The organism is Janibacter limosus (genome assembly GCF_004295485.1).
Classification (GTDB): Bacteria; Actinomycetota; Actinomycetes; order Actinomycetales; family Dermatophilaceae; genus Janibacter; species Janibacter limosus_A.
The window spans coordinates 3,196,178-3,218,829 of sequence record NZ_CP036164.1 but is presented as its reverse complement, the minus strand read 5'-3'; the positions used below and the strand labels follow the sequence as shown (position 1 = coordinate 3,218,829).

25 protein-coding genes are annotated in these 22,652 nt (G+C 69.0%); 22 read left to right on the top strand and 3 right to left on the bottom strand.

The window, feature by feature from the left end; genetic code table 11:
* Positions 1-138, bottom strand: a complete 138-nt coding sequence (rpmH, locus tag EXU32_RS15465) for a 50S ribosomal protein L34 (protein ID WP_055991292.1) — start codon at positions 136-138, stop codon at positions 1-3.
* 453 nt (positions 139-591) lie between these two features.
* Here rpmH and dnaA point away from each other — a divergent pair, with 453 nt between their 5' ends.
* From dnaA to EXU32_RS15420, 9 genes are all read left to right on the top strand, one after another.
* On the top strand, positions 592-2,103 hold the full coding sequence (dnaA, locus tag EXU32_RS15460) for a chromosomal replication initiator protein DnaA (protein WP_130630711.1): 1,512 nt from the start codon (positions 592-594) through the stop codon (positions 2,101-2,103).
* A 750-nt stretch (positions 2,104-2,853) separates the two neighbouring features.
* Positions 2,854-3,987, top strand: coding sequence for a DNA polymerase III subunit beta (dnaN, locus tag EXU32_RS15455; RefSeq protein WP_130630710.1), 1,134 nt, complete (start codon positions 2,854-2,856; stop codon positions 3,985-3,987).
* Positions 3,988-4,033: 46 nt separating this feature from the next.
* Positions 4,034-5,119, top strand: a complete 1,086-nt coding sequence (gene gnd / locus EXU32_RS15450; protein WP_130630709.1) for a phosphogluconate dehydrogenase (NAD(+)-dependent, decarboxylating) — start codon at positions 4,034-4,036, stop codon at positions 5,117-5,119.
* Position 5,120: 1 nt separating this feature from the next.
* Positions 5,121-6,326, top strand: coding sequence for a DNA replication/repair protein RecF (gene recF, locus EXU32_RS15445; RefSeq protein ID WP_130630708.1), 1,206 nt, complete (start codon positions 5,121-5,123; stop codon positions 6,324-6,326).
* Positions 6,323-6,871, top strand: coding sequence for a DUF721 domain-containing protein (locus tag EXU32_RS15440; RefSeq protein ID WP_242612814.1), 549 nt, complete (start codon positions 6,323-6,325; stop codon positions 6,869-6,871). Before recF ends, EXU32_RS15440 begins: the two co-directional genes overlap by 4 nt.
* Before the next feature lie 20 nt (positions 6,872-6,891).
* The gene (locus EXU32_RS15435; RefSeq protein ID WP_130630707.1) at positions 6,892-7,446 is read left to right on the top strand and encodes an LURP-one-related/scramblase family protein; all 555 of its coding nucleotides are present in this window, start codon (positions 6,892-6,894) and stop codon (positions 7,444-7,446) included.
* Positions 7,447-7,582: 136 nt separating this feature from the next.
* The gene (locus tag EXU32_RS15430) at positions 7,583-7,951 is read left to right on the top strand and encodes a 2Fe-2S iron-sulfur cluster-binding protein (RefSeq protein ID WP_130630706.1); all 369 of its coding nucleotides are present in this window, start codon (positions 7,583-7,585) and stop codon (positions 7,949-7,951) included.
* 2 nt (positions 7,952-7,953) lie between these two features.
* A complete protein-coding gene (locus EXU32_RS15425; protein WP_130630705.1) occupies positions 7,954-8,883 on the top strand; it encodes a catechol 2,3-dioxygenase in 930 nt (309 codons plus the stop codon).
* Positions 8,883-9,329 carry a GlcG/HbpS family heme-binding protein gene (locus tag EXU32_RS15420; RefSeq protein ID WP_130630704.1) on the top strand — a complete coding sequence of 149 codons (447 nt, stop codon included), beginning with the start codon at positions 8,883-8,885 and terminating at the stop codon, positions 9,327-9,329. Before EXU32_RS15425 ends, EXU32_RS15420 begins: the two co-directional genes overlap by 1 nt.
* A gap of 125 nt (positions 9,330-9,454) precedes the next feature.
* Here the strand turns inward: EXU32_RS15420 and EXU32_RS15415 are convergent, their stop codons facing one another.
* On the bottom strand, positions 9,455-10,405 hold the full coding sequence (locus EXU32_RS15415) for an AraC family transcriptional regulator (RefSeq protein ID WP_130630703.1): 951 nt from the start codon (positions 10,403-10,405) through the stop codon (positions 9,455-9,457).
* A gap of 235 nt (positions 10,406-10,640) precedes the next feature.
* On the opposite strand from EXU32_RS15415, the gene EXU32_RS15410 reads away from it, so the two are divergent.
* From EXU32_RS15410 to EXU32_RS15385, 6 genes are all read left to right on the top strand, one after another.
* Positions 10,641-11,081 (top strand): hypothetical protein, encoded by a 441-nt coding sequence (locus EXU32_RS15410; protein ID WP_130630702.1) that lies wholly within the window; start codon positions 10,641-10,643, stop codon positions 11,079-11,081.
* Positions 11,082-11,118: 37 nt separating this feature from the next.
* Positions 11,119-12,129 (top strand): phenol 2-monooxygenase, encoded by a 1,011-nt coding sequence (locus EXU32_RS15405; protein ID WP_130630701.1) that lies wholly within the window; start codon positions 11,119-11,121, stop codon positions 12,127-12,129.
* A gap of 15 nt (positions 12,130-12,144) precedes the next feature.
* Positions 12,145-12,459 (top strand): MmoB/DmpM family protein, encoded by a 315-nt coding sequence (locus EXU32_RS15400; protein ID WP_130630700.1) that lies wholly within the window; start codon positions 12,145-12,147, stop codon positions 12,457-12,459.
* A gap of 91 nt (positions 12,460-12,550) precedes the next feature.
* The gene (locus EXU32_RS15395; RefSeq protein ID WP_130630699.1) at positions 12,551-14,122 is read left to right on the top strand and encodes a YHS domain-containing protein; all 1,572 of its coding nucleotides are present in this window, start codon (positions 12,551-12,553) and stop codon (positions 14,120-14,122) included.
* A 1-nt stretch (position 14,123) separates the two neighbouring features.
* Positions 14,124-14,450, top strand: coding sequence for a phenol hydroxylase subunit P4 (locus tag EXU32_RS15390; protein WP_130630698.1), 327 nt, complete (start codon positions 14,124-14,126; stop codon positions 14,448-14,450).
* 34 nt (positions 14,451-14,484) lie between these two features.
* Positions 14,485-15,582, top strand: coding sequence for an NADH:ubiquinone reductase (Na(+)-transporting) subunit F (locus tag EXU32_RS15385; RefSeq protein WP_130630697.1), 1,098 nt, complete (start codon positions 14,485-14,487; stop codon positions 15,580-15,582).
* Between the two features lie 31 nt (positions 15,583-15,613).
* Here the strand turns inward: EXU32_RS15385 and EXU32_RS15380 are convergent, their stop codons facing one another.
* Positions 15,614-16,345, bottom strand: a complete 732-nt coding sequence (locus tag EXU32_RS15380; RefSeq protein ID WP_207233822.1) for an IclR family transcriptional regulator — start codon at positions 16,343-16,345, stop codon at positions 15,614-15,616.
* Between the two features lie 95 nt (positions 16,346-16,440).
* Here EXU32_RS15380 and EXU32_RS15375 point away from each other — a divergent pair, with 95 nt between their 5' ends.
* The 7 genes from EXU32_RS15375 (at position 16,441) to EXU32_RS15345 (ending at position 22,640) form a co-directional block, all read left to right on the top strand.
* On the top strand, positions 16,441-17,256 hold the full coding sequence (locus EXU32_RS15375) for an IclR family transcriptional regulator (RefSeq protein WP_130630695.1): 816 nt from the start codon (positions 16,441-16,443) through the stop codon (positions 17,254-17,256).
* 80 nt (positions 17,257-17,336) lie between these two features.
* Positions 17,337-18,128, top strand: coding sequence for a 2-keto-4-pentenoate hydratase (locus EXU32_RS15370; protein WP_130630694.1), 792 nt, complete (start codon positions 17,337-17,339; stop codon positions 18,126-18,128).
* Positions 18,129-18,139: 11 nt separating this feature from the next.
* Positions 18,140-19,117, top strand: a complete 978-nt coding sequence (locus EXU32_RS15365) for an acetaldehyde dehydrogenase (acetylating) (protein WP_130630693.1) — start codon at positions 18,140-18,142, stop codon at positions 19,115-19,117.
* Positions 19,114-20,178, top strand: coding sequence for a 4-hydroxy-2-oxovalerate aldolase (gene dmpG, locus EXU32_RS15360; protein ID WP_242612813.1), 1,065 nt, complete (start codon positions 19,114-19,116; stop codon positions 20,176-20,178). The genes EXU32_RS15365 and dmpG overlap by 4 nt, the downstream gene beginning before the upstream one ends.
* The gene (locus tag EXU32_RS15355) at positions 20,178-20,963 is read left to right on the top strand and encodes a 2-keto-4-pentenoate hydratase (protein WP_130630692.1); all 786 of its coding nucleotides are present in this window, start codon (positions 20,178-20,180) and stop codon (positions 20,961-20,963) included. Before dmpG ends, EXU32_RS15355 begins: the two co-directional genes overlap by 1 nt.
* 1 nt (position 20,964) lies before the next feature.
* On the top strand, positions 20,965-21,189 hold the full coding sequence (locus EXU32_RS15350; RefSeq protein ID WP_130630691.1) for a tautomerase family protein: 225 nt from the start codon (positions 20,965-20,967) through the stop codon (positions 21,187-21,189).
* Positions 21,186-22,640, top strand: coding sequence for an aldehyde dehydrogenase (locus EXU32_RS15345; RefSeq protein ID WP_130630690.1), 1,455 nt, complete (start codon positions 21,186-21,188; stop codon positions 22,638-22,640). Before EXU32_RS15350 ends, EXU32_RS15345 begins: the two co-directional genes overlap by 4 nt.
* Positions 22,641-22,652: the final 12 nt, after the last annotated feature.

The window sequence follows — 22,652 nt, the reverse complement described above, 5'->3', positions numbered from 1 at the left end:
TCAGGCGGAGATCTTGCCGCGGCCCTTGGCCCGGCGGTTGGCCAGGATGGACCGGCCGGCGCGGGTGCGCATGCGCAGGCGGAAGCCGTGCGTCTTGGCGCGGCGACGGTTGTTCGGCTGGAAGGTGCGCTTGCTCATGTGCGGTCTCCGATGATCTGTGGGCCCTGGCGGACCCGGTGCTGAAGTCGACGGCCATCTTCGGCCACGATCGGAAGCCCACGTCTGGACACCGGACGAGTCCGGCTGGATCATGGGCATGCGAAAGCGGCCGACAGGCCGACGTCCAAGGTACGGGACAGCCGCTCACGAGGTCAAACCACGGAGCCCTCGCTCCGATGGGATGCCAATCGGGCCACGCTTCCACTGGCCGAGCAGGATGCAAAGCCGACACGCCGATTGCTCATGGATTGCCGGTCGGGCCGGGTTGCCGGGACCCGATGGTGTTGTTAACGTCAGCCTTCACCACCTGCCCCCCATCTCTACCCACAGACTGTGGACAACTTTGTGGATGACTGCTTCGAGGGTGCAGGATGACTGTTGTCAGAGTGACCCGATCGGCCCCGAGCCGCAGGAATTTGAGGTGTGCGCCCAGTGGCCGACGCGGTCGACTTCAGTGAGGTGTGGCGCACGACCCTCGAGTCCTTGGACGCCGATGGCGTCCCGGTCACCCGCAGAGCCTTCCTCAGCATGGCCCGCCTCGTCGGACTGCTCGACGACACCGCGTTGATCGCGGTCCCGGACGACTTCTCCAAGAACTTCGTCGAGCAGCGCCTGCGTCGACACGTCACCCAAGCCCTGTCCGACCAGCTGGGGCGCCCGATCCGCCTGGCGGTCACCGTCGATCCCGACCTGGCCGATGGTGACTCAATCCCGCCGACCGACGGCCTGGACCCCGACGGCCTGGACCCGCAGCACGTCGCCCTCGGGCACGACACCCCCCGCCGACCACGCCCGCAGGGACTCTCCTCGACCCTGCCGGTGGAGGATCGAGACGACGGCCTGGTCGACGAGGACCCCGAGCCGGTCCCGGTCCGCTCGCGTCGCGGCCGCCCCGAGCCCGAGCAGGTGGAGCTCACCCGGCTCAACCCCAAGTACATCTTCGACACCTTCGTCATCGGGGCGAGCAACCGCTTCGCCCACGCCGCAGCGGTCGCCGTGGCCGAGGCGCCGGCCAAGGCCTACAACCCGCTCTTCATCTACGGGGAGTCCGGGTTGGGCAAGACCCACCTGCTCCACGCGATCGGCCACTACGCGCGCAGCCTCTACCCCCACGTCAAGGTGCGGTACGTGAACTCCGAGGAGTTCACCAACGACTTCATCAACAGCATCCGCGACGACAAGGCCGCCAACTTCCAGCGCCGGTACCGCGATGTCGACGTCCTGCTCATCGACGACATCCAGTTCCTCCAGGGCAAGATGCAGACCCAGGAAGAGTTCTTCCACACCTTCAACACCCTGCACAACGCCAACAAGCAGGTCGTCATCACCTCGGACGTGCCCCCAAAGCTGCTGTCCGGCTTCGAGGAGCGCATGCGCAGCCGCTTCGAGTGGGGTCTGCTCACCGACGTGCAACCGCCCGACCTCGAGACCCGGATCGCGATCCTGCGCAAGAAGGCCATCCAGGAAAAGCTGTCGGTCCCGGCCGACGTCCTGGAGTTCATCGCCAGCCGGATCAGCACCAACATCCGAGAGCTCGAGGGCGCCCTGATCCGCGTCACGGCCTTCGCCAGCCTCAACCGGCAGCCGGTCGACATCGGCCTGGCCCAGATCGTGCTGAAGGACCTGATCCCCAACGAGCAGTCCAGCGAGATCTCGAGCGCGACGATCATGGCGCAGACGGCCGACTACTTCGGGCTGAGCATCGAGGACCTGCAGAGTGCCTCACGCACCCGCCTGCTCGTCACGGCACGCCAGATCGCGATGTACCTTTGCCGCGAGCTCACCGACATGTCGCTGCCCAAGATCGGCGATCAGTTCGGCGGGCGCGACCACACGACGGTCATGCACGCCGAGCGCAAGATCCGTGAGCTCATGGGCGAGCGACGAGCGATCTACAACCAGGTCACCGAGCTGACCAACCGCATCAAGCAGCAGGTCGGCTGAGCCTCGCTGCTCTGCAGGTGGCCCGTCGACACCCCCCGTCGAGCACGGTCCGCCCCGATCGACGACCCCTCGTCCACAGTTGTCCACAGGGTTCTCCCCAGCTGTGCGTGACGTGGAGACCTCATCGTGACCTCCGTGGGCTCCCGCCTCGAGCCGCAGTTGTCCACATGTCCCCAGCCTGTGGACACTCTTGTGGGTACTCGTGAGTCGCCACTTTCCGGCGAACCCCTGACGGTCATCCACACCTGGGCCCGCACAGGGCGGCGTGTCGTCCACATGACGCCTCTCGGATCACCCGTGGGTTCGCCCATCAGGACGACAGATCCTGCACGGGCGGAAAATCAAGGATGTGTTGCCCACAGGAGCCTGAGGATGAGCCTGTGCACGAGGTGTGCAGGACAGCGTGGGTCTGGTGACGAGCTGGCACCGCACACAGCCTCAGCAACATGTCCACGTGCAGTCCACCCCGTTGTCCACAGCCAAGAACCCCGCCATGACTGGCCTGGAGGCACTTGTCCACGGTATCCACACCGCCTATGACAACGATGAGACCTCTATCCATCCATTTCCTCCCCCACGCATGACCACGGCCCGACCTGTGGACGGACACCGCGACCGAAATGACAAGGACCTCGATTCACCAGCACGGCCCCGAACGCGTAATGTCAGCAATCCATGCGCTGTGCTGCGCGTGACTAGTTGTGTCATTCGGATGAGCTCGCGCAGGAGCGCGTCGAAAGTAGGTTTGCCGTGAAGTTCCGCGTCGAGCGCGATGTCCTGGCCGAGGCGGTCACCTGGGTGGCCCGTGGCCTGCCCAACCGGCCGCCGGTCCCCGTCCTGGCCGGCGTCCTCATCGAGGCGGCGGACGACGGCACGATCACCCTGTCGACCTTCGACTACGAGGTCTCGGCACGCATCACGGTTGCTGCCGAGGTCACCGAGCCCGGCACCGTCCTCGTCCTCGGCCGCCTGCTCGCCGACATCTCCCGCAACCTGCCCGGCAAGCCGGTCGACGTCGTGACGGACGGCGCCAAGGTCCAGGTCACCTGCGGCAGCTCGCGCTTCGCCCTGCTGCAGATGCCGGCCGACGAGTACCCGACCCTGCCGACCTCTCCCGAGGGCAGCGGCAGCATCGACGGCACCGCCTTCACCCAGGCCGTGCAGCAGGTCCAGATCGCGGCGGACCGCGGGGACACCCTGCCGATCCTCACCGGCGTCCGCGTCGAGATCGAGGGCGAGAAGGTCACCCTGCTGGCCACCGACCGCTACCGCCTGGCCATGCGTGAGCTGACCTGGAGCCCCAACGTCTCCGATGCCAGCCACGTCGCACTCATCCCGGCACGGACCCTGTCCGACACGGCCAAGGCCCTGGGTGCCGCGGGCTCGATCGAGGTCTCCCTCGGCGCAGCCGCAGGTGGGTCGGGTCTCGTCGGCTTCGAGGCCGGTCAGCGCCACACGACCAGCCGGCTGCTCGACGGCGAGTACCCCAAGGTCTCCAAGATCTTCCCCAGCTCGAGCGAGACCGAGGCCGTCATCGACACCGAGGTGCTCACCGAGGCCGTCAAGCGCGTCGCCCTGGTCACCGAGCGCAACACCCCCGTCCGGCTGCGTTTCACCGACGGTCAGGTGACCATCGAGGCAGGTACCGGCGATGACGCCCAGGCCTCCGAGGCCGTCGAGGCCAAGGTCGACGGACCGGACATCGAGGTGGCCTTCAACCCCGGCTACCTGCTCGACGGGCTCGGCGTGCTCGGCACGACCTTCACCCGGCTGTCCTTCACCGCTCCGCTGAAGCCGGCGATGGTCACCGGCCAGGACAGCCAGGACGGCGAGCTCGACACGACCTACCGCTACGTCCTCCAGCCGGTGCGGCTCGCCGGCTGATCCCCCCTTCGCCCTGTCCCAGGGTGCCCCGTCAGGAAGGTCCGTCATGCAGCTCGGTCTCATCGGTTTGGGCAAGATGGGCGGCAACATGCGAGAGCGTGTGCGCCGCGCCGGCCACGAGGTCATCGGTTATGACACCAACCCCGAGGTCTCGGACGCCGAGAGCGTCCAGGCCATGGTCGATGCACTGCAGGCGCCACGCGTCGTCTGGGTGATGGTGCCGGCCGGTGAGATCACCAAGTCGGTGATCACCGACCTCGCCGACCGGCTGGAGCCGGGTGACCTGGTGATCGACGGTGGCAACTCCCGCTTCAGCGACGACGCGCCCAACGCCGAGCTGCTCGGTGCCCAGGGTGTCGGCTACCTCGACTGCGGCGTCTCGGGCGGCATCTGGGGGCTCGACAACGGCTACGGCCTGATGGTCGGCGGCGATGCCGAGCACGTCGAGCTCGCGATGCCGATCTTCGACGCCCTGCGACCCGAAGGTCCGCGCGACGAGGGCTTCGTCCACGCGGGCGAGGTCGGTGCGGGGCACTACGTCAAGATGGTGCACAACGGCATCGAGTACGGCCTGATGCACGCCTACGCCGAGGGCTACGAGCTGCTCGAGAAGAAGGACATCGTCACCGACGTCCCCGGCGCCTTCAAGGCATGGAGCCGCGGCACCGTCGTGCGCTCCTGGCTGCTGGACCTGATGGTCAAGGCCCTCGAGGAGAACCCGAGCATGGACGACGTCAGCGACTACACCGCTGACTCGGGCGAGGGCCGCTGGACCGTCGAGGAGGGCATCGCCAACGCCGTGCCGATGCCGGTCATCTCGGCCTCGCTCTTCGCCCGCTTCGCCTCCCGCCAGAAGGTCAGCCCGGCGATGCAGGCCGTCGCCGCGCTGCGCGGCCAGTTCGGCGGGCACCAGGTGATGACCGTCGCCGAGGGTGAGGACCTGCGCGCCGAGGCGGCGAGGGGAGTGGCCTCCCCCGCGGCCAGCCGGGCGCAGGAGAAGAAGAAGATCGAGACGCCGCAGGGTCCGCAGGAGTCCGCCCAGGGCGACGCCGCGGACGCCGGCCCGACGTCCGGGACGCAGAGCACCGGCGGGTCGCCCGGACCGACGAGCGGTTCCGAGTCGACGCAGTGACGTGTACGTCCGTCACCTGAGCGTCGGCGACTTCCGCAGCTATCCCGCGGCCGAGGTGGCCCTCGAGCCCGGCATCACCACGCTCGTCGGCCTCAACGGCCAGGGCAAGACCAATCTCGTCGAGGCGATCGGCTATGTCGCCTCGCTCTCCAGCCACCGCGTGGCGACCGACCAGCCGCTCGTGCGCTTCGGCGCCGACCGGGCGATCGTGCGCTGCGCCGTGGTGCGTGATGGCCGGGAGAGCCTCGTCGAGCTGGAGATCACGCCCGGTCGGGCCAACCGGGCGAAGCTGAACCGGTCCCCCCTTCCTCGCACCCGGGACGTCCTCGGCACGCTGCGCACCGTCCTCTTCGCCCCGGAGGACCTGACCCTCGTCAAGGGTGACCCGGGCGAGCGCCGGCGGTTCCTCGACGACCTGCTCGTGCAGCGCCAACCCCGCTGGTCGGGCGTGCGCTCGGACTACGACAAGATCCTCAAGCAGCGCGGCGCCCTGCTGAAGTCCGCGGCCGCGCTCCTGGGCGGCAGACGTGGGCGGGGTCGGCGTAGCCAGTCGGCGCCGGACGGCGTGGACCCGAAGGCCGCCGCCGAGGAGGCCGTGCGCACCCTCGACATCTGGGACGACCACCTGGCGACGGTCGGCAGCCAGCTGCTCTACGCCCGGCTGCGGCTGCTGCGTGATCTCCTGCCGCACCTGCAGGAGGCCTATCGCGAGGTCAGCGCAAACCAGTCGGAGGCGACCGTCGTCTACCGCAGCTCCCTCCACGAGGAGGCGGCCGAGGCGATCGCGGCCGGCGAGGTGCCCGAGATGGACGACCTGCGCACGATGCTGCTCGAGTCCATGGCCAGGGTGCGCGACCAGGAGGTCGAGCGGGGCGTCAACCTCGTCGGACCGCACCGGGACGACCTGGTCCTCGGGCTCGGGCCGATGCCCGCCAAGGGCTACGCCTCCCACGGGGAGTCGTGGTCCTTCGCCCTCGGGCTGCGGCTCGCCGCCTACCACCTGCTGCGTCACGACCTCGGCGACGACCCGGTGCTGGTCCTCGACGACGTCTTCGCCGAGCTCGACTCCGGGCGCCGTGACCGCCTGGCCGCGCTGATCTCCGACTGCGAGCAGGTCCTCATCACCGCCGCCGTGCCGCAGGACGTCCCGGCGGTGCTCGAGGGCCGGACCTATGCGGTCACGCTGGGTGAGGTGACCCCGCCATGAGCGAAGGGGAGGTCCCTCCGTCCTCGGGTGGCCCCGAGGAGACGGAGGTGGAGGAGACCGTCGAGGACGCGGCCGCCTCTGCCCTCGCCCGGGCCCGCGCGGCCGCGGCGAAGAAGGGCCTGCGGCCCGGGATGAAGCCGAAGCGCAAGCGGACGTGGCAACCGCAGGGTGTCCTGTCGATGGGCGGGCGGGACCCGCAGACCATCGGCGACCAGGTCGAGCGGCTCATGGGCGACCGCGGCTGGCAGGTGGACGTGGCCGCCGGGTCGGTCATGGGTCGGTGGCCGGAGATCGTCGGGCGGCAGGTCGCCGAGCACTGCGAGCCGGTGACCTTCGAGGCGGGGGTGCTGTCGGTCCGGGCGGACTCGACGGCGTGGGCGACCCAGATCCGGCTGCTCTCCAGCTCGCTGCTGGGGCGGATCGCCGAGTCCGTCGGGCCCGACGTCGTCCACGAGATCCGGGTCCACGGTCCGAGTGCACCCTCGTGGTCACGTGGCCTGCGGCGCACGAGCGATGGCCGGGGGCCACGCGACACCTACGGGTAGGTCGGGTGGAGGATGTCGCCATGGGAATCCTCACCACTGATGCGCTCGTCATGGACCAGGTCAGGTCCTTCCTCTCCAGTGACTTCGGGATCCAGGACCTCGGCGGTCAGCCCATCGGGCGGATCGTCACCGAGGGCAGCACGGCGAGCCGGATGTTCATGGGCAACCGTCAGCTCGCAGTGGTCGACGGGGACAACACCCTGCTGCTGCGGGTCGACGACATCGTGGGCATCGGGCTCGACCGCTTCACGGTGACGGACGGCTGGGGCCAGCCGTTGGCCCAGATCGTCAAGGAGTTCACCCTCTTCAAGAAGTCGCTGCGCGTGGAGCTGGCGACCGGTCCCGTGCTGCGACTCGAGGGGTCGGTCTTCGACCGTGAGTTCACCGTCACCGGACCGGGTGGTCTGGCCGCCACCGCGAGCCGGAGCTGGCCCGGCGTGGCCCAGGCATTCCTCGGGCGTGAGCGCTATGTCCTCGGGTTCGTCCCGCAGGTGCCGGTCCCCGAGAAGCTCGGCACCATCGGTGCCGTGCTGGCCCTCGACATGATCCGGGCCAAGCAGCGCAACAACGGCTGACCGCCCCGAAAGTCGCCGGTCCGAGGAGGTCCTCGTTCCGCGAAGGGGAACGCCACCCCCCTTCGTCCACATAGTGGGAGAGAGTCGGAGGCAACGGGGCGCCGATGCCTCGATGTCGACCACGAAGGAGTGCTCGGTGGCAACCATCATCGTGCAGCCGTCGGGAGCCGAGATCTTCATCTCGCCCGACGACACCGTGCTGGCCGGTCTGCAGAAGGCTGGCTATGCGTGCACGGTGGGCTGCCGACGCGGAGGCTGCGGCATCTGCAAGGTGGACGTCCTCGAGGGTTCCTTCACGTACAACCGACGCGTGGCCGACTCGGTCATCACGGCGACGGAGCGCGCCGACGGCACCTGCCTGAGCTGTCGTGCTGTCCCCGACGAGGACCTGACGATCCAGATGCGAGACGCGTCCCTGCGCCTCGTCAACCCCCTGCTGGGCCAGCTCAACGCGAAGGCACGCGAGCGTGCCAGGGCGGCCAGCACCGCACCGGAGGAGCAGTAGACATGGGCATCATGCGATTGGGGTACGCCCACGTGCGTGTCACCGACATGACCGAGGCGAAGAACCACTACGGGTCGACGATGGGTCTGTACGAGACCCTCGAGGACGTCTCGCCCGAGGGCAACAAGCGGACTTTCTACAAGGGCTGGGACGAGTGGGACCACCACTCCGTCGTCCTCGAGGAGGGTGGCGTCGGCGTCGTCAAGTACGGGTGGAAGGCCCAGCACGAGGCCGACATCGAGGCCATCGAGAACAAGGCCAAGACCTTCGGGCTGACGGTCGAGCGCATGTCCGCCGGGGAGAACCCCGAGGTCGGTGACGGCATCCGCTTCACCACCACCAGCGACCACGTCTTCGAGGTCTACCACTCCCAGACGGCCATCGGGACCGAGGTCGGCACGCACAACCCCGACCCCTTCCCCCGGCACCTCGTGGGCATCGGCGTCCCGGCGCTCGACCACTCGCTGATCACCTGCGAGGACCCGAAGCTCATGGAGAAGCTCCTCATGGACGTCTTCGACTTCTACCCCACCGAGCGGATCCAGACCAGCCTCGAGGACGACCACGAGCTCGCCGGTACCTGGCTGACCTCCAACAACCAGATCCACCAGATGGCGGTCATCGGCGGCCCGCAGGGCAAGCTGCACCACTTCGCCTTCCGGCTGGACGACTGGAGCCAGGTCGGGCACGCGGCGGACCTGCTGACGATGGACGACGTGGCGGTCGACGTCACGCCGACCCGTCACGGCATCACCCGCGGGCAGACGACCTACTTCTTCGACCCGAGCGGCAACCGCAACGAGGTCTTCGGCGGCGGCTACCTCGCCTTCCCGGACCGCCCGACCAATGTCTGGACCGTGGACCAGATCGGCAAGGGGATCTTCTACCACTCCCGCGAGCTCAACGAGCGCTTCACCAGCGTCCTCACCTGATGAGCCACACCCGGCGCAGCGCCGTCCTGACCCTCGAGGGGGCCGGGGCGGCGCTCGCCGCTGCCCTGGCACATGCCACCGAGCACGGCCTGCGGATGAACATCGCGGTGGTCGACACCGGCGGCGCGCTGCTGACCTTCGCCCGGATGGACGGCGCCTTCGCACACTCCGGTCCGATCGCCATCGACAAGGCGTGCACGAGCGTCGGCTTCGGTGGTGCACCGACGGCAGGCCTCTACGAGGCGCTGGCCGCAGAGGACGCGGTGATTCGCGGGATCGGCAACCGTCCGGGGGTCGCGGCCTTCGGCGGCGGCGTCCCGATCACGGTCGACGGCGAGCTGGTTGGCGCGATCGGAGCCTCGGGTGGCTCGGCGGAGGAAGACGAGCAGGTCGCGGCCGCCGGAGCGGCAGCGGTGGTCACCGGGCCCCTCCCGGACAACGTCTGACCCGAGCTTTCGCCGACCGTTCGTCTGCATTGCCATAGGGCAATGCAGACGAGCGATCGGCCTGACCCGACGTGACGGAACGGGGAGAGTCTCACCCGACGTGCCGGGGAGAAGGGGGGCGGCGCTCAGCTGGCCGTGGCCAACGTGTGGCTGGGCAGCTCGCCGTACTTGTCGCGATAGGCCGCGGCGAAGCGACCCAGGTGGGTCACCCCCCACGACAGGGCGACGTCGGTGACCGTCCCGCCCCGTCCGTGGACGAGGTCGTCGTGGATGCGCTCGAGCCGCACGTCGTGCAGGTGGGCGAAGGGGGTGGTGCCCACGTGCTCGCGGAAGGACTGCTGCAGCCGACGAACGCTCACCCCCGCGATGACGGCGAGATCCGCCGGTGACCAGGCTCGCGCGGGGTCGAGCGCGATGGCCTCGATGACCCGGTGGACCGGCCGTGGCCGCAGTGCGCCCTGGGCGGGCGGCTCTTCGGGGACGGCCGCGAGGAGCAGGCCGGTGACGAGCATGCTCGCGATCGACGCGGCGACCTGCGGGTCCTGGTAGAGGATCCCGCCGCAGTCGCGAGCGTTGTCGAAGGTCGTGCGGGCCATCTGGAACCAGGCCCGGCCGGCCGGCGTGCGCAGGTCGATCTCGGTCGGGAGCACGACGTCCTTGCGGGCGAAGACCCGCTCGCTCTCCCGGCGCAGGTGCTCGGCGTCGATACGCAGCCCGAGTACGTCCGCGTCTGGGGTCCACGCCGGCATCCGCGCGGGGGTGTCCGCGGGGAAGGCCGTCGCCTGACCGGGGCCGGCGTCGAAGTCGAGGCTGCCGATGCGTGAGGCGAGGTGGCCGCTCAGCGGGATGTTGACCGCGACCGCTCCGGGGTGGTCGGACTCGATGCCGACCGTCGCGCCGAAGCGGATGTGCGCCAGCCGGCAGCTGCCGAGGTCGATGACCTCCAGGCCGGATGCTGCGGCCTCCCGCGGGGAGGAGCTTGGGTGCATCGCGTGAGGGAAGTAGGCATCGGCGAGCGCCTCCTGCAGCCCCTCCCAGTCCTCGAACCGGGGGGCGGTCTCCCGAAGGTGCTTCATCGCACTCCTCTCGCGATCATCACTGCTCCATCGATGATGACCTCCACCAGTCTCCCACCTCGAGGCGTTCCGGCCCACGGAACACCTCTGGCCAACCAGCCGGGTGCGTCAGGTGGACAGAGGTTGCGTCGGGTGGATCGTGGGGAGCCCGCGACCGGCCTACGTTCGTCAGCACACATCACATCGGGGTGATGGGCGAAGCCCGTACTCCGATCGACCCTAGGGAGACGAGCGGATGACGCCCTTCATGACCCGCGTGGCCGAGCTTGTCGGCACACCGGAGCAGGACCTGGCCGGGCTGGCCCCGGGCGGCACCACCGTCCCGGAGACCCGCATCAGCAAGCGCGTCGCGACCGGGACCGGCGCCGACCGGCACGTCGCCCTGCGCTCCCTCGCCGAGCAGTACGTCTGCGAGGGCAACGCGATCCTCGGCCCGGGCCGCGCACACCTCGACCTGGTCGACGAGGCCCTCCCCGACGAGCTGGCCTTCACCGTCACTTACGGCGACGCCGGTGCGCGCTGCTCGACGGCCTTCGCCGACGGGCGCGCCTTCGGCCGGATCGTCGGCACCTTCGACGAAGGGGACGAAGCGCGCGAGCTCGTCGGACCCGACGCCCTGCCGGACCTGCTGGTCCAGCTCCTGGAGGCCGGCGCCGACACGCCGACCTCCGCCTGACCCCCCTTCGCCCCACCACGACCGAGGAGAACGTCCAGTGCAGTACGAACTCAAGACCCAGGTCATCGAGCCCCAACGTCAGACCTTCACCCACGTCGCCAAGCGCTTCGGTGACAAGCCGGCCTCGCGCTATCTCGAGGGCATCATCGACGTCCAGCCCAAGGAGCACTTCCACTACCGGCCCACCTGGGACCCGACGCGGGAGATCTACGACGACTCCTACAGCGTCTTCCGGCTGACTGACACCTACTCCTTCCTCGACCCGCGGCAGTTCTACTACGCCCCCTACGTCACGGCCCGGGCCGCTCACCACGAGGCCTTCGCCACCTCGCTGCAGTACATCGAGGACCGTGGCCTGCTCGAGCGCCTCTCCGACGGCTGGAAGGGCGTGCTCACCGAGCTCGTCGTCCCGCTGCGCCACCTCGAGAGCGGTGGCCAGCTGATCCTCTGCGGCATGGCTCGCTTCGCCTTCGGCGCCACGATCACCCAGGCGGCGGCCTACTCCGGCTTCGACCGGGTCGGTAACGCCCAGGTCCTCAGCCGCGCGGGCATCGCCCTGGGTGGCGGAACCGCCGACCTCCTGACCGAGGCCAAGGAGCACTGGATGGACGACGCGGCGCTGCAGCCCCTGCGCAAGCTCGCCGAGGAGACCATCGTCGAGTCCGACTGGGGTGTCGCGCTCCTGCAGCTCGACGCCGTCGACCACCTGCTCTACGACCTGCTCTACCGCTACCTCGACGACGAGGCCGTCAACAGCGGGGCGCCCGCCTACTCGCTCATCTCGCAGCACATGTCGAACTGGTTCGACGACAACCGCAAGTGGATCGACGCCCTGTACAAGGCCTGGCGTGCCGACCCCGAGCTCGGTGAGACCAATTCCGCGCTGCTCGCCGAGCACGGCGCCGCCGCTGTCGACACGGCACTGGAGGCGGTCACCCCCTTCGCCGCCCGGATCGAGGAGCTGCTCGGCGACGGGATCAAGGCCGTCGACCGGATCACCGCCAAGGCCGCCGAGGTGCGCTCCGCGCACACCGGCGAGCAGGCCTGAGACAAGGAGTCGGACATGACTGAGCAGACAGCAACCGATCAGACGCAGACCAAGGCCGTGCGCGACGTCGGCGTGGTCATCCAGGAGTCGGAGTCCAACCGGCCCGTCATCGAGGCCATCGAGGCCGACAACCCCGGGTGCACCGTCATGCACACCCCCGGCCTCGTGCGGATCACCGCTCCCGGACGGATCGTGATCAACCAGGAGACGGTCGAGGAGAAGGTCGGCCGCGAGTGGGAGACCCACGAGTTCCAGATGGCCATCGTCAGCTACTTCGGCAACATCCAGGAATGGGACGACGACGAGATCGTCATCGCCTGGGACCACTGAGCAGGGGGTCTCGAGGCTCGGCCGCAGCCGGCCTCGCACCTCGACGCGCGTGAAGAACAGACCGAACAACGACGTTCACAGGAGACGTGAGATGACTCTCGCACCCGAGAAGAAGAGCAAGAAGCCCAAGAAGTTGTCGATGAAGGCCCGCTACGAGGCCCTCACCCGCGGACTCGACTGGGAGCCCAGCTATGTGACCAAGGACGAGATGTTCCCGCACCTCGAGTACGAGGGCATCAAGATCCACGACTGGGCGGCCTGGGAGGACCCCTTCCGCCTGACGATCGACTCGTACTGCAAGTACCAGGCGGAGAAGGACAAGCGCCTCTATGCCGTCATCGACGGCTTCGCCCAGGGCCAGGGCCACCTCGGCCTCACCGACGCCTCCTATCTCAACGCGATGAAGCTCTTCATCCAGGGCGTCACCCCGCTGGAGTACGGCGCGCACCGCCACTTCGCCTACCTCGCTCGGCACTTCGCCGGCCCCGGCCCGCGCTTCGCGGCCCTGTGCCAGTCCATCGACGAGATCCGGCACATGCAGACCGAGATCCACACCCTGAGCAACTACAACAAGCACTACTCGGGCTTCCACAACTGGCCCGAGCAGTTCGACCGGGTCTGGTACCTGTCGGTTCCCAAGAGCTTCTTCGAGGACGCCATCTCCTGCGGGCCCTTCGAGTTCCTCATCGCGATCGGCTTCTCCTTCGAGTACCTGCTGACCAACCTGCTCTTCGTGCCCTTCATGTCCGGCGCGTCCTTCAACGGTGACCTGCCGACGATGACCTTCGGCTTCTCCGCGCAGTCCGACGAGTCGCGTCACATGACCCTCGGCCTCGAGGCGATCAAGTTCCTCCTCGAGCAGGACGAGGCCAATGTCGAGATCGTCCAGGGCTGGATCGACAAGTGGTTCTGGCGTTCCTACCGCGTCACGGCGCTCATCGCGCAGATGCTCGACTACATGCTGCCGCGCAAGGTCATGAGCTGGAAGGAGTCCTTCGAGCTGTACTTCGAGGAGCAGATGCTCGGCGGCCTCTTCCAGGACCTCGCCTTCTACGGCATCAAGCCCCCGCGCCACGTCGAGGACGCCATCAAGGAGAAGGAGGTCCTCTCCCACCAGGTGTACTGGACCCTCTACCAGTTCTCCTTCGCCGCCGGATTCACGACGAGCGCTCCGACCGACGAGCACCTCGACTGGCTGTCGCAGGCCTACCCGGACACCTTCGACAAGTACTACCGGCCGCTGTGGGAGAAGGAGAAGAAGAACATCGAGAACGGCGGGCGTCACTTCGCTCGCGGCCTGCCGCAGCTGTGCCAGGTCTGCCAGGTCCCGATGCTCTTCACCGAGCCGGGCGAGCCCAATGTCCTTGCCCAGCACGAGTCCGAGTTCGAGGGCGAGATCTACCACACCTGCTCCAACGGCTGTCAGTGGATCTTCGAGCGCGAGCCGGAGAAGTACCGCCAGGCCTGGCTGCCCGTGCACCAGATCTACCAGGGCAACTGCGGGGGTCCGACCGTGCCGGAGGTCCTCGACTGGTACGGACTGCAGGACGGTGACGCGGGTGAGTACCTCGGCTCGCGCGACCACAAGAACTGGGTGGCCTGGCAGGGCGAGGCTGCGGCAGAGACGAGCACGGTGAGCGACGAGACGAAGGCAGGTGCCTGACATGGCGATCAAGAGCTTGGGCGAGTACAACTTCCCGTCGCGGTCCGCCGCGGAGAACTACGGCGACGACCAGCTGGTGTCCGTGTGGTTCCAGGACACGCTGTGGTTCGCCGCACCGGTCATGTTCCGCGCGCCGCGTGAGATGACCTGGGCGGAGTTCAAGGACCAGCTGTTCGTGCCCTTCGCCGAGGAGGACCCGGACTACGACCCGGCCGCCGGCCGGACGTGGACCCTGCACGGCAAGCCCTTCGAGCCGCAGGACGGACAGTCCCTCGCCGATCTCGGCGTCCGGCACAAGGACGTCATCGGCACCCGCGTGGCCGCCTGAGCTTCCCCCTTCGTCCCGCTCCAGGAGAGAAACCATGACCAAGTACACGATCACCGTCGAACCCGTGGGCCGCGAGGTCCAGTGCGACGAGGACCAGACGATCCTCGATGCCTGCCTCCGGGCGGGGGTGTGGCTGCCGCACAGCTGCACCCACGGCACCTGCGCCACCTGCAAGGTGGACAAGCTCGACGGTGAGGTGGACCTCGGTGAGGCGAGCACCTTCGCCCTCATGGACTTCGAGCGGGACGAAGGGAAGCTGCTCACCTGCTGCGCCAAGCCGCGGGAGGACGTGACGATCGAGGCGGACCTCGATGTCGACGAGGACATGGAGGTCTTCCCGGTCGAGGACTACACCGGCACCGTCGTCGTCCTCGAGGACATCGCGCAGGACACCAAGCGCCTCGTCGTCGAGCTCGACCGCGAGATCGGCTTCAACGCCGGCCAGTACATGAAGTTCTCCGTGCCCGTCGCCGAGGCCGACGAGCCGATCGACCGCACCTGGTCGATCGGCTCGCCACCCGGCGAGACCACCCGCCTGGAGTTCCACATCCGCAATGTCCCGGGTGGGCGCGGGACGGACGGCTGGGTCTTCAAGTCCCTGGCGAAGGGGGACGAGGTCCGAATGTCGGGGCCGTACGGCCGCTTCGTGCTCAAGACCGGCGACGACAAGCACGCGATCCTCGTCGGGGGTGGCACCGGCGTCGCGCCGCTGAAGTCGATGGTGCGGCACGCCTTCGAGGCCGGCGAGTACGAGGGCGAGATCACCCTCTACGCCGGGGGGCGTACCCGGGCGCACCTCTACGACGTCGAGGCCTTTCGGGCCCTGGAGGACGAGTACGACGAGTTCACCTACCGGCCCTGCCTCTCCGACGAGACACCCGAGCAGGTCGCCGCCGACGGCGACGACCCGGACGGCTACGCCTACGGCATGGTCACGACGGTCATCGAGGCCGACCACGAGCGGCTCATCGGCTGCCGTGGCTACCTGTGCGGTCCCCCGCCGATGGTGGACGCGGCCCTGAAGACCCTGATGAGCCGGCGGCTGTTCCCCCGGGACATCTTCCGGGAGGACTTCTTCGACGAGTCCGACAAGAACGGCTCCGGGCTGAAGAGCCCGCTCATCAAGCGATGACCCTGAGCTGACGACCAAGGCCGACGGTGAGCTACAGGCCGGCGTCCCGCAGCTGTCGCGAGAGCGTGAAGGCTGCGGTGCGCACGGCCACCCCCAGGAGGGGCAGGTCCATCCGCGGGGTGTGCCCCGTGACCGACAGAGCGGCCCGGATCTTCTTGTCCGCGCCGAAGACGGGCGCTGCGACGCACGAGACCCCGAGGTGGGACTCCTCGTGGTCGTAGGAGGTGCCGACCGTGCGGATGTCCTGCAGGGCCCGGGTGAGCCCGGCCGGTGTGGAGATCGTGCGCGGTGTCATCGGGTCGAGGCCCGCCTCGACCCGATCGGCCACGACCGCCTGCGGCGAGTACGCGAGCAGTGCCTTGCCCACTCCCGTGGCATGGGCGGGCAACCGGCCACCGACGCTCGAGGCGAGTGGCAGACCGCCGTGCACGATCTCGACGTAGACGACCTCGACCCCGTCGAGCACCGCCAGGTGGACCTGCCGGTCGGTCGCGTGGTGCAGGTCGAGCATCAGCGGCCGAGCCGCCTGGGCGAGCGTGCGGGGAAGGGGGACGCTCGAGCCGAGCTCGAAGAGGCGAACCCCGAGCGTCAGCCGGGCGTCCGCAGAGCGCTCCAGGAGTCGCTCCTCGAGGAGCTGGCCGACGAGGCGGTGGACGCTCCCCTTCGCCAGTCCCGTTGCGGCAGCGAGCTCGCTGATGCCGACCGAACCCGGCGCCTTCTCGATGACGGTGAGGATCGCCGTGATCCGGCCGACGACGGACAACGGAGGGTCGTTTCGTTGATCGGAACGCACTCCTTGATCATGCCCCAGTCCGAGGCGACAGTGAACACACCGACCCAGAGAAAGTGTGGACGAAGATGACCACGGCGACTCACGACCCCTTCCCGCAGGCAGCCTCCGAGGATGCCTGGTGCACCTCGACCCCCAAGCGGGCTGCTGCCGGTGGGCTGAGGTCGGTCGGCACGGCTCTCGACGTGCTCGAGTGCTTCGCCGTGGACTCGGCGCTCGGCGTCTCCGATGTCGCACGGAGGCTCGGCGTCGCCAAGTCGACCGCGCACCGGGTGCTCAGCACGCTCGCCGGTCGCGGCTTCGTGGAGCAGGACGCCAACGGTCTCTACCGGCTGGGCCTGCACCTCTACGAGCTCGGGATGCTCTCCCACGCCCGCAACGGGCTACGCCACGTGGCGCTGCCGGTGATGCAGGCGGTGGCCGAGCAGACCGGTCACACGGTCAACCTCGGCGTCCCCGACGGTGCGGACGTCGTCTACATCGAGCGGATCGAGTCGATGGACGGGGTGCGCATCCTGGGTCACAGCGGTCGTCGCCAGGGGGCGCACTGCACGAGCTCGGGCCTGGCGATCGCGGCCTTCAACCCGACCGTGGAGCACGACCGGCGTGAGGCGGGCTTCCCGCCCAAGGCGCGCGGCACGATCCGCAGGGCCTCCGAGTGGGACGCGGCGCTCGCCGACGTGCGCCGCCGCGGTCACGCGGTGCTGCACTCCGGCTCCTTCGTCGGGGCCAGCTCGGTGGCCGTCCCGATCCGCTCCCGCGGCATGGCCGTCGGGTCCATCTCGGTCCTCGGCCCGACGCCGCTCATCGACGCCGACCTCCGCCGCGTCGTCCCCCTTCTCACTGCCGCCGCTAACCGCATCGCCAAGAGCTACGTCCCCTGACCCACCGCACCCTCAGAGCCACGTTCCCCCCGCGGGAACGACTCCCCCGACCCACGAAGGGCAGTCCTAGCGTGACCACCATGGAGTCCACCCCCGACCAGGCCAAGGCCGCGCAGCTGCTGCTGCAGGCCTACGAGACCGGTACCCCGATCGCTCCCCTCACCGAGCAGTTCGACGGCCTGACCGTCGAGGACGCCTACGCGATCCAGCTCGCGCAGGTGCGCACCTGGACCGAAGGGGGGCGCCGCATCATCGGGCACAAGGTCGGTCTGACCTCGCTCGCGATGCAGAAGCAGCTGGGCGTCGACCAGCCGGACTTCGGTCACCTCACCGACGACTTCGCCCACCTGGAGCACCAGCCGATCCCGCTGGACACCTACCTCCAGCCGCGCGTCGAGCCGGAGATCGCCTTCGTCCTGCGCAAGCCGCTCACCGGCCCCGGGGTCACGGTCACCGAGGCCATCGACGCGGTCGACTACGTGCTGCCCGCCCTCGAGGTCGTCGACAGCCGCGTCGCGGACTGGAAGATCACGCTCGTCGACACCATCGCCGACAACGCCAGCTCGGGCGGCTTCGTCCTCGGCTCCACCCCCACCCGCCTCGAGGACGTCGACCTGCGCCTCACCGGCTGCGTCTTCACCCGCAACTCCCAGGTCGTCGGGACCGGTGCCGGTGGCGCCGTGCTCGGCTCCCCCATCACCAGCCTCGTGTGGCTGGCCAACACGGTCGGTGCCCTCGGCACGACCCTCGAGGCCGGTCACGTCATCCTCCCCGGGTCCGTCACCTCGATGGTCCCCGTCGCGCCGGGCGACGTCTTCACCGCGACCTTCGGTGGTCTCGGCAGCGTCACCGCCGTGTTCGCAGACAAGTGAAAGGTGCACCCATGACCACCAGGACCAAGGGAACTGCCGCCATCGTCGGCCCCGGCAACATCGGGACCGACCTGATGTTCAAGCTCATGCGTCGGTCGGAGGTGCTCGACCCCCGCTGGATGGTGGGCGTCGACCCGACCAGCGACGGCCTGCGTCGCGCCAAGACGCTCGGCCTCGAGGCCAGCCACGAGGGCGTCGACTGGCTCCTCGCCCAGGACGAGCTGCCGGACGTCGTCTTCGAGTGCACCTCGGCCAAGGCCCACCAGGCCAACGCGCCGAAGTACGCCGAGGCCGGGATCCTCGCCGTCGACCTCACGCCGGCCGCCGTCGGGCCCTACCTCTGCCCGCCGGTCAACCTCGACTTCAACCTCGACGCGATGAACGTCAACATGATCACCTGCGGTGGCCAGGCGACGACGCCGATCGTCGCAGCCGTCTCCTCCGTCGTCGACGTGCCCTACGCCGAGATCGTCGCCTCGATCTCGAGCAAGTCGGCCGGCCCGGGTACCCGTGCCAACATCGACGAGTTCACCGAGACGACGAGCGAGGCGCTCGAGGTCGTCGGTGGCGCCAAGAGCGGCAAGGCGATCATCATCCTCAACCCCGTCGAGCCGCCGCTGATGATGCGCAACACCGTCTTCTGCGCGATCCCCCAGGCGGCAGCCGAGGCGGGCGCCCTGCGCGACCAGCTCGAGGAGTCCATCCACGCGATGGTCGCCCGCGTGCAGGAGTACGTGCCCGGCTACCACCTGCGGGCCGACCCGCAGTTCGACGACGCCCGTGACCTGTGGAACGGCATGGCTCGCGTCACCGTCCCGATCGAGGTCAAGGGACGCGGCGACTACCTGCCGGAGTACGCCGGCAACCTCGACATCATCACGTCCGCCGCCGCCCGCGTGGGCGACATGATGGTGGCCCACAAGCTCGGGGTCGACTCCGGCTGGGTCGCCACGGACGCCGCCACGACCGGCCAGGAGGTCCCCGCATGAGCAACGAGATGACGCATCCGATCCCCGAGTTCTCAGGCGACGTGGACGTCCGTCTCACGGACACCACCCTCCGCGACGGCTCGCACGCCATGTCCCACCAGTTCACCGAGGAGCAGGTGCGCACCACGGTCCGCGCCCTCGACGACGCCGGTGTCCAGGTCATCGAGGTGACCCACGGCGACGGCCTCGGCGGCTCGTCCTTCAACTACGGCTTCTCCGCCGTCGACGAGATGTCCCTCATCAAGGCCGCGGTGGCCGAGGCGCACCAGGCCAAGATCGCCGTCCTCATGCTCCCGGGCCTGGGGACTGTGGAAAAGCTGCACGAGGCGCACAACATGGGCGCCCAGATCGCCCGCATCGCCACGCACTGCACCGAGGCCGATGTCTCGATCCAGCACTTCGGCGCGGCTCGTGAGCTCGGGATGGAGACCGTCGGGTTCCTCATGCTCAGCCACATGATCTCCCCCGAGGAGCTGGCCAAGCAGGCCCGCATCATGGTCGACGCCGGCTGCCAGTGCGTCTACGTCGTCGACAGCGCCGGCGCCCTGATCCTCGAGGACGTCTCGGACCGCGTGTCCGCGATCGTCGCCGAGATCGGCAACGACGCCCAGGTCGGCTACCACGGCCACCAGAACATGTCCTTCGGCGTGGCCAACTCCGTCCTGGCCTACCGGGCCGGTGCCCGGCAGATCGACGGCTCGCTGTGCGCCCTCGGCGCCGGGGCCGGCAACTCCCCCACCGAGGTGCTGGCGACCTCCTTCGAGCGCCTCGGCATCCGCACGGGCGTCGACATCAACGGCGTCCTGGGCGCGGCGGAGGACGTCGTCAAGCCCTTCATCCGCCGGATGCCGATCATGGACCGCTCCTCGATCACCCAGGGCTACGCGGGTGTGTACAGCTCCTTCCTGCTGCACGCGGAGCGCGCGGCCGAGCGCTACGGCGTCCCGGCCCACGAGATCCTGATGAAGGTCGGCGAGTACGGCTACGTCGGCGGCCAGGAAGACATGATCATCGACGTGGCGCTCGAGCTGCGCGACGGCAAGAAGAAGGCGAGCGTCTGATGGCGGCATGGGATGTGGAGTCGGTCGCGACCGAGCTCCTGGCATGTGAGGACGAGCGGCGCGACCGGGTGAAGTTCACCGACGAGTGGCCCGAGCTGGACGTGGCCACCGGCTACGAGATCCAGGACCTCACCCTGCAGCGTCGCCTCGACCGCGGCGAGAAGCTCATCGGCATCAAGCTGGGGCTCACCTCGCGGGCCAAGCAGCAGCGCATGGGGGTCGAGACCCCCTTCGTCGCGTGGCTCACGGACGCGATGATCCTGCCGGCCGGCGACCCCGTGCCGCAGGACAAGCTGATCCACCCGCGCATCGAGCCGGAGATCGTCTTCGTCATGGGCGAGCGGCTCGAGGGACCCGGGGTCACCGCCGCGCAGGCGATGGCGGCCGTCGACCAGGTCCTCGGCGGTGCCGAGGTCATCGACAGCCGCTACAAGGACTTCAAGTTCGCCGCCGGTGACGTCATCGCCGACAACGCGAGCTCGGGCGCCTTCGTCACCGGTCCCGTGTCCGTCCCGCCGAGTGCCCTGGACCTGTCGACCGAGGCCGTCCTCGTCGAGGTCGGCGGTCAGGTCGTCGACTCGGCGACCGGTGCCGCCGTGCAGGGCCACCCCGGCGAGGCGCTCGCCCTCGCTGCCAACGACCTCGCCACCCGAGGTCACGCCATCGAGGCCGGCTGGATCGTGCTCACCGGTGGGATGACCGACGCGTACTTCGCCACCCCCGGGTCCTCCATCTCGCTGCACTTCACCACCCTCGGCTCCGTGCGGATCCACGGGGGCGAGTGACGTGCCGATCGTCCAGGTCACGCTCACGCAGGGGCGGACGCCCGAGACCATCCGATCGATGATCTCGGCGATCACCGAGGCGCTCGTCGACACCGGCGTCGCGCCCAAGGAGGCCATCCGGGTCCTCGTCAACGAGATCCCCACCGACCACTTCGCCGCCGGTGACGTCACGATCACCGAGCGCAAGGCCGCGCAGGCTGCAGACCCCCAGGAGAGCACCCCATGAGCACCCAGTTCTTCGGTCACATCATCGATGGCGTCGAGGTCGAGAGCCTCTCCGGCGAGCGCTTCGACGTGTGGAACCCCTACACCCAGGAGGTGTTCGCCCAGGCCGCCGAGGGCGGCGCCGAGGACGCCGAGCGGGCGATCGCCAGTGCCCGCAAGGCCTTCGACGAGGGTCCGTGGCCGCGGATGACCGGCCCAGAGCGCGCCGCGGCGATCCACAAGCTCGCGGACCTCATGGAGGAGCGGGCCGACGACCTGGCCACGCTCGACTCGACCAACATGGGCAAGCCCTTCGCCCAGGCCAAGCACGACGTGGGCCGGTCGGTGGCCAACTTCCGCTTCTTCGCCGACCACCAGCGTGACCACACCGGTGAGGTCTACCCGATGCCGTCGGGCCACCACACCTACAGCGAGTTCGGCCCCGTCGGGGTCGTCGCGGCGATCTCGCCGTGGAACTTCCCGCTGATGATGGCGACGTGGAAGATCGCGCCGGCCATCGCGTGGGGCAACACGTGCATCATCAAGCCGAGCGAGGACACGCCCGCGTCGGTGACCCTGCTGGGGCGGCTGGCCGTCGAGGCCGGGTTCCCCCCGGGCGTGCTCAACGTCCTCAACGGGCACGGCGCACCGGCCGGGTCGACCCTCACGGCCGACGACCGCGTCGACCGGGTGACCTTCACCGGCTCGTCGACGACGGGCAAGACGGTCATGGCCTCGGCCTCGACCCACCTGGCTCCCGTCTCGCTCGAGCTGGGCGGCAAGGGCGCCAACATCGTCTTCGACGATGCGGACATCGACAACGCCGTCCACTGGGCGGTCGAGGCGATCTTCCGCAACTCGGGTCAGATCTGCCTCGCGGGCTCGCGCCTCTTCGTCCAGTCCGGCATCTACGACGAGTTCATGAAGCGCTTCGTCGAGGCCGCCGAGGCACTGACGATCGGCGACCCCTTCGACCCGGACGTCAAGTACTCCTCGCTCGCGAGCAAGAAGCACTTCGACAAGGTCTCGGGCTACCTCGAGGGCATCGAGGAGCAGGGCGGCCGGATGCTCACCGGTGGTGTCGACGAGGAGGGCCGCTGGCTCGTGCGCCCCACGGTCCTGGTCGATCTGCCGCTGGACTCCAGGCAGTACTGCGAGGAGATCTTCGGCCCGGTGTGCGTCGTCAACCGCTTCGAGACCGAGGCGGAGGCCGTGCAGCTGGCCAACGACACCCGGTACGGGCTCAACGCGATGCTCTTCACCGAGAACCTCTCTCGCGCCCACCGCGTCAGCTCCAACCTCAGGGCGGGCACGGTCTGGGTCAACTGCTTCTTCATCCGCGACCTGCGCACTCCCTTCGGCGGTGTCGGTGACTCCGGCGTCGGGCGCGAGGGCGGCAACTTCAGCCGGGAGTTCTTCACCGAGCCCAAGGCCGTCGTCATGCAGATCGACAGGGTCGTCCCCGGGACGTAGAGTCTGCCCCCG

Bases quoted from the DNA above. Each gene is read 5' to 3' on its own strand.
- rpmH (WP_055991292.1), bottom strand. From the start codon at position 138: ATGAGCAAGCGCACCTTCCAGCCGAACAACCGTCGCCGCGCCAAGACG.
- gnd (WP_130630709.1), top strand. From the start codon at position 4,034: ATGCAGCTCGGTCTCATCGGTTTGGGCAAGATGGGCGGCAACATGCGA.
- EXU32_RS15440 (WP_242612814.1), top strand. From the start codon at position 6,323: ATGAGCGAAGGGGAGGTCCCTCCGTCCTCGGGTGGCCCCGAGGAGACG.
- EXU32_RS15435 (WP_130630707.1), top strand. From the start codon at position 6,892: ATGGGAATCCTCACCACTGATGCGCTCGTCATGGACCAGGTCAGGTCC.
- EXU32_RS15425 (WP_130630705.1), top strand. From the start codon at position 7,954: ATGGGCATCATGCGATTGGGGTACGCCCACGTGCGTGTCACCGACATG.
- EXU32_RS15420 (WP_130630704.1), top strand. From the start codon at position 8,883: ATGAGCCACACCCGGCGCAGCGCCGTCCTGACCCTCGAGGGGGCCGGG.
- EXU32_RS15415 (WP_130630703.1), bottom strand. From the start codon at position 10,405: ATGAAGCACCTTCGGGAGACCGCCCCCCGGTTCGAGGACTGGGAGGGG.
- EXU32_RS15410 (WP_130630702.1), top strand. From the start codon at position 10,641: ATGACGCCCTTCATGACCCGCGTGGCCGAGCTTGTCGGCACACCGGAG.
- EXU32_RS15400 (WP_130630700.1), top strand. From the start codon at position 12,145: ATGACTGAGCAGACAGCAACCGATCAGACGCAGACCAAGGCCGTGCGC.
- EXU32_RS15395 (WP_130630699.1), top strand. From the start codon at position 12,551: ATGACTCTCGCACCCGAGAAGAAGAGCAAGAAGCCCAAGAAGTTGTCG.
- EXU32_RS15390 (WP_130630698.1), top strand. From the start codon at position 14,124: ATGGCGATCAAGAGCTTGGGCGAGTACAACTTCCCGTCGCGGTCCGCC.
- EXU32_RS15385 (WP_130630697.1), top strand. From the start codon at position 14,485: ATGACCAAGTACACGATCACCGTCGAACCCGTGGGCCGCGAGGTCCAG.
- EXU32_RS15375 (WP_130630695.1), top strand. From the start codon at position 16,441: ATGACCACGGCGACTCACGACCCCTTCCCGCAGGCAGCCTCCGAGGAT.
- EXU32_RS15370 (WP_130630694.1), top strand. From the start codon at position 17,337: ATGGAGTCCACCCCCGACCAGGCCAAGGCCGCGCAGCTGCTGCTGCAG.
- EXU32_RS15365 (WP_130630693.1), top strand. From the start codon at position 18,140: ATGACCACCAGGACCAAGGGAACTGCCGCCATCGTCGGCCCCGGCAAC.
- dmpG (WP_242612813.1), top strand. From the start codon at position 19,114: ATGAGCAACGAGATGACGCATCCGATCCCCGAGTTCTCAGGCGACGTG.
- EXU32_RS15355 (WP_130630692.1), top strand. From the start codon at position 20,178: ATGGCGGCATGGGATGTGGAGTCGGTCGCGACCGAGCTCCTGGCATGT.
- EXU32_RS15345 (WP_130630690.1), top strand. From the start codon at position 21,186: ATGAGCACCCAGTTCTTCGGTCACATCATCGATGGCGTCGAGGTCGAG.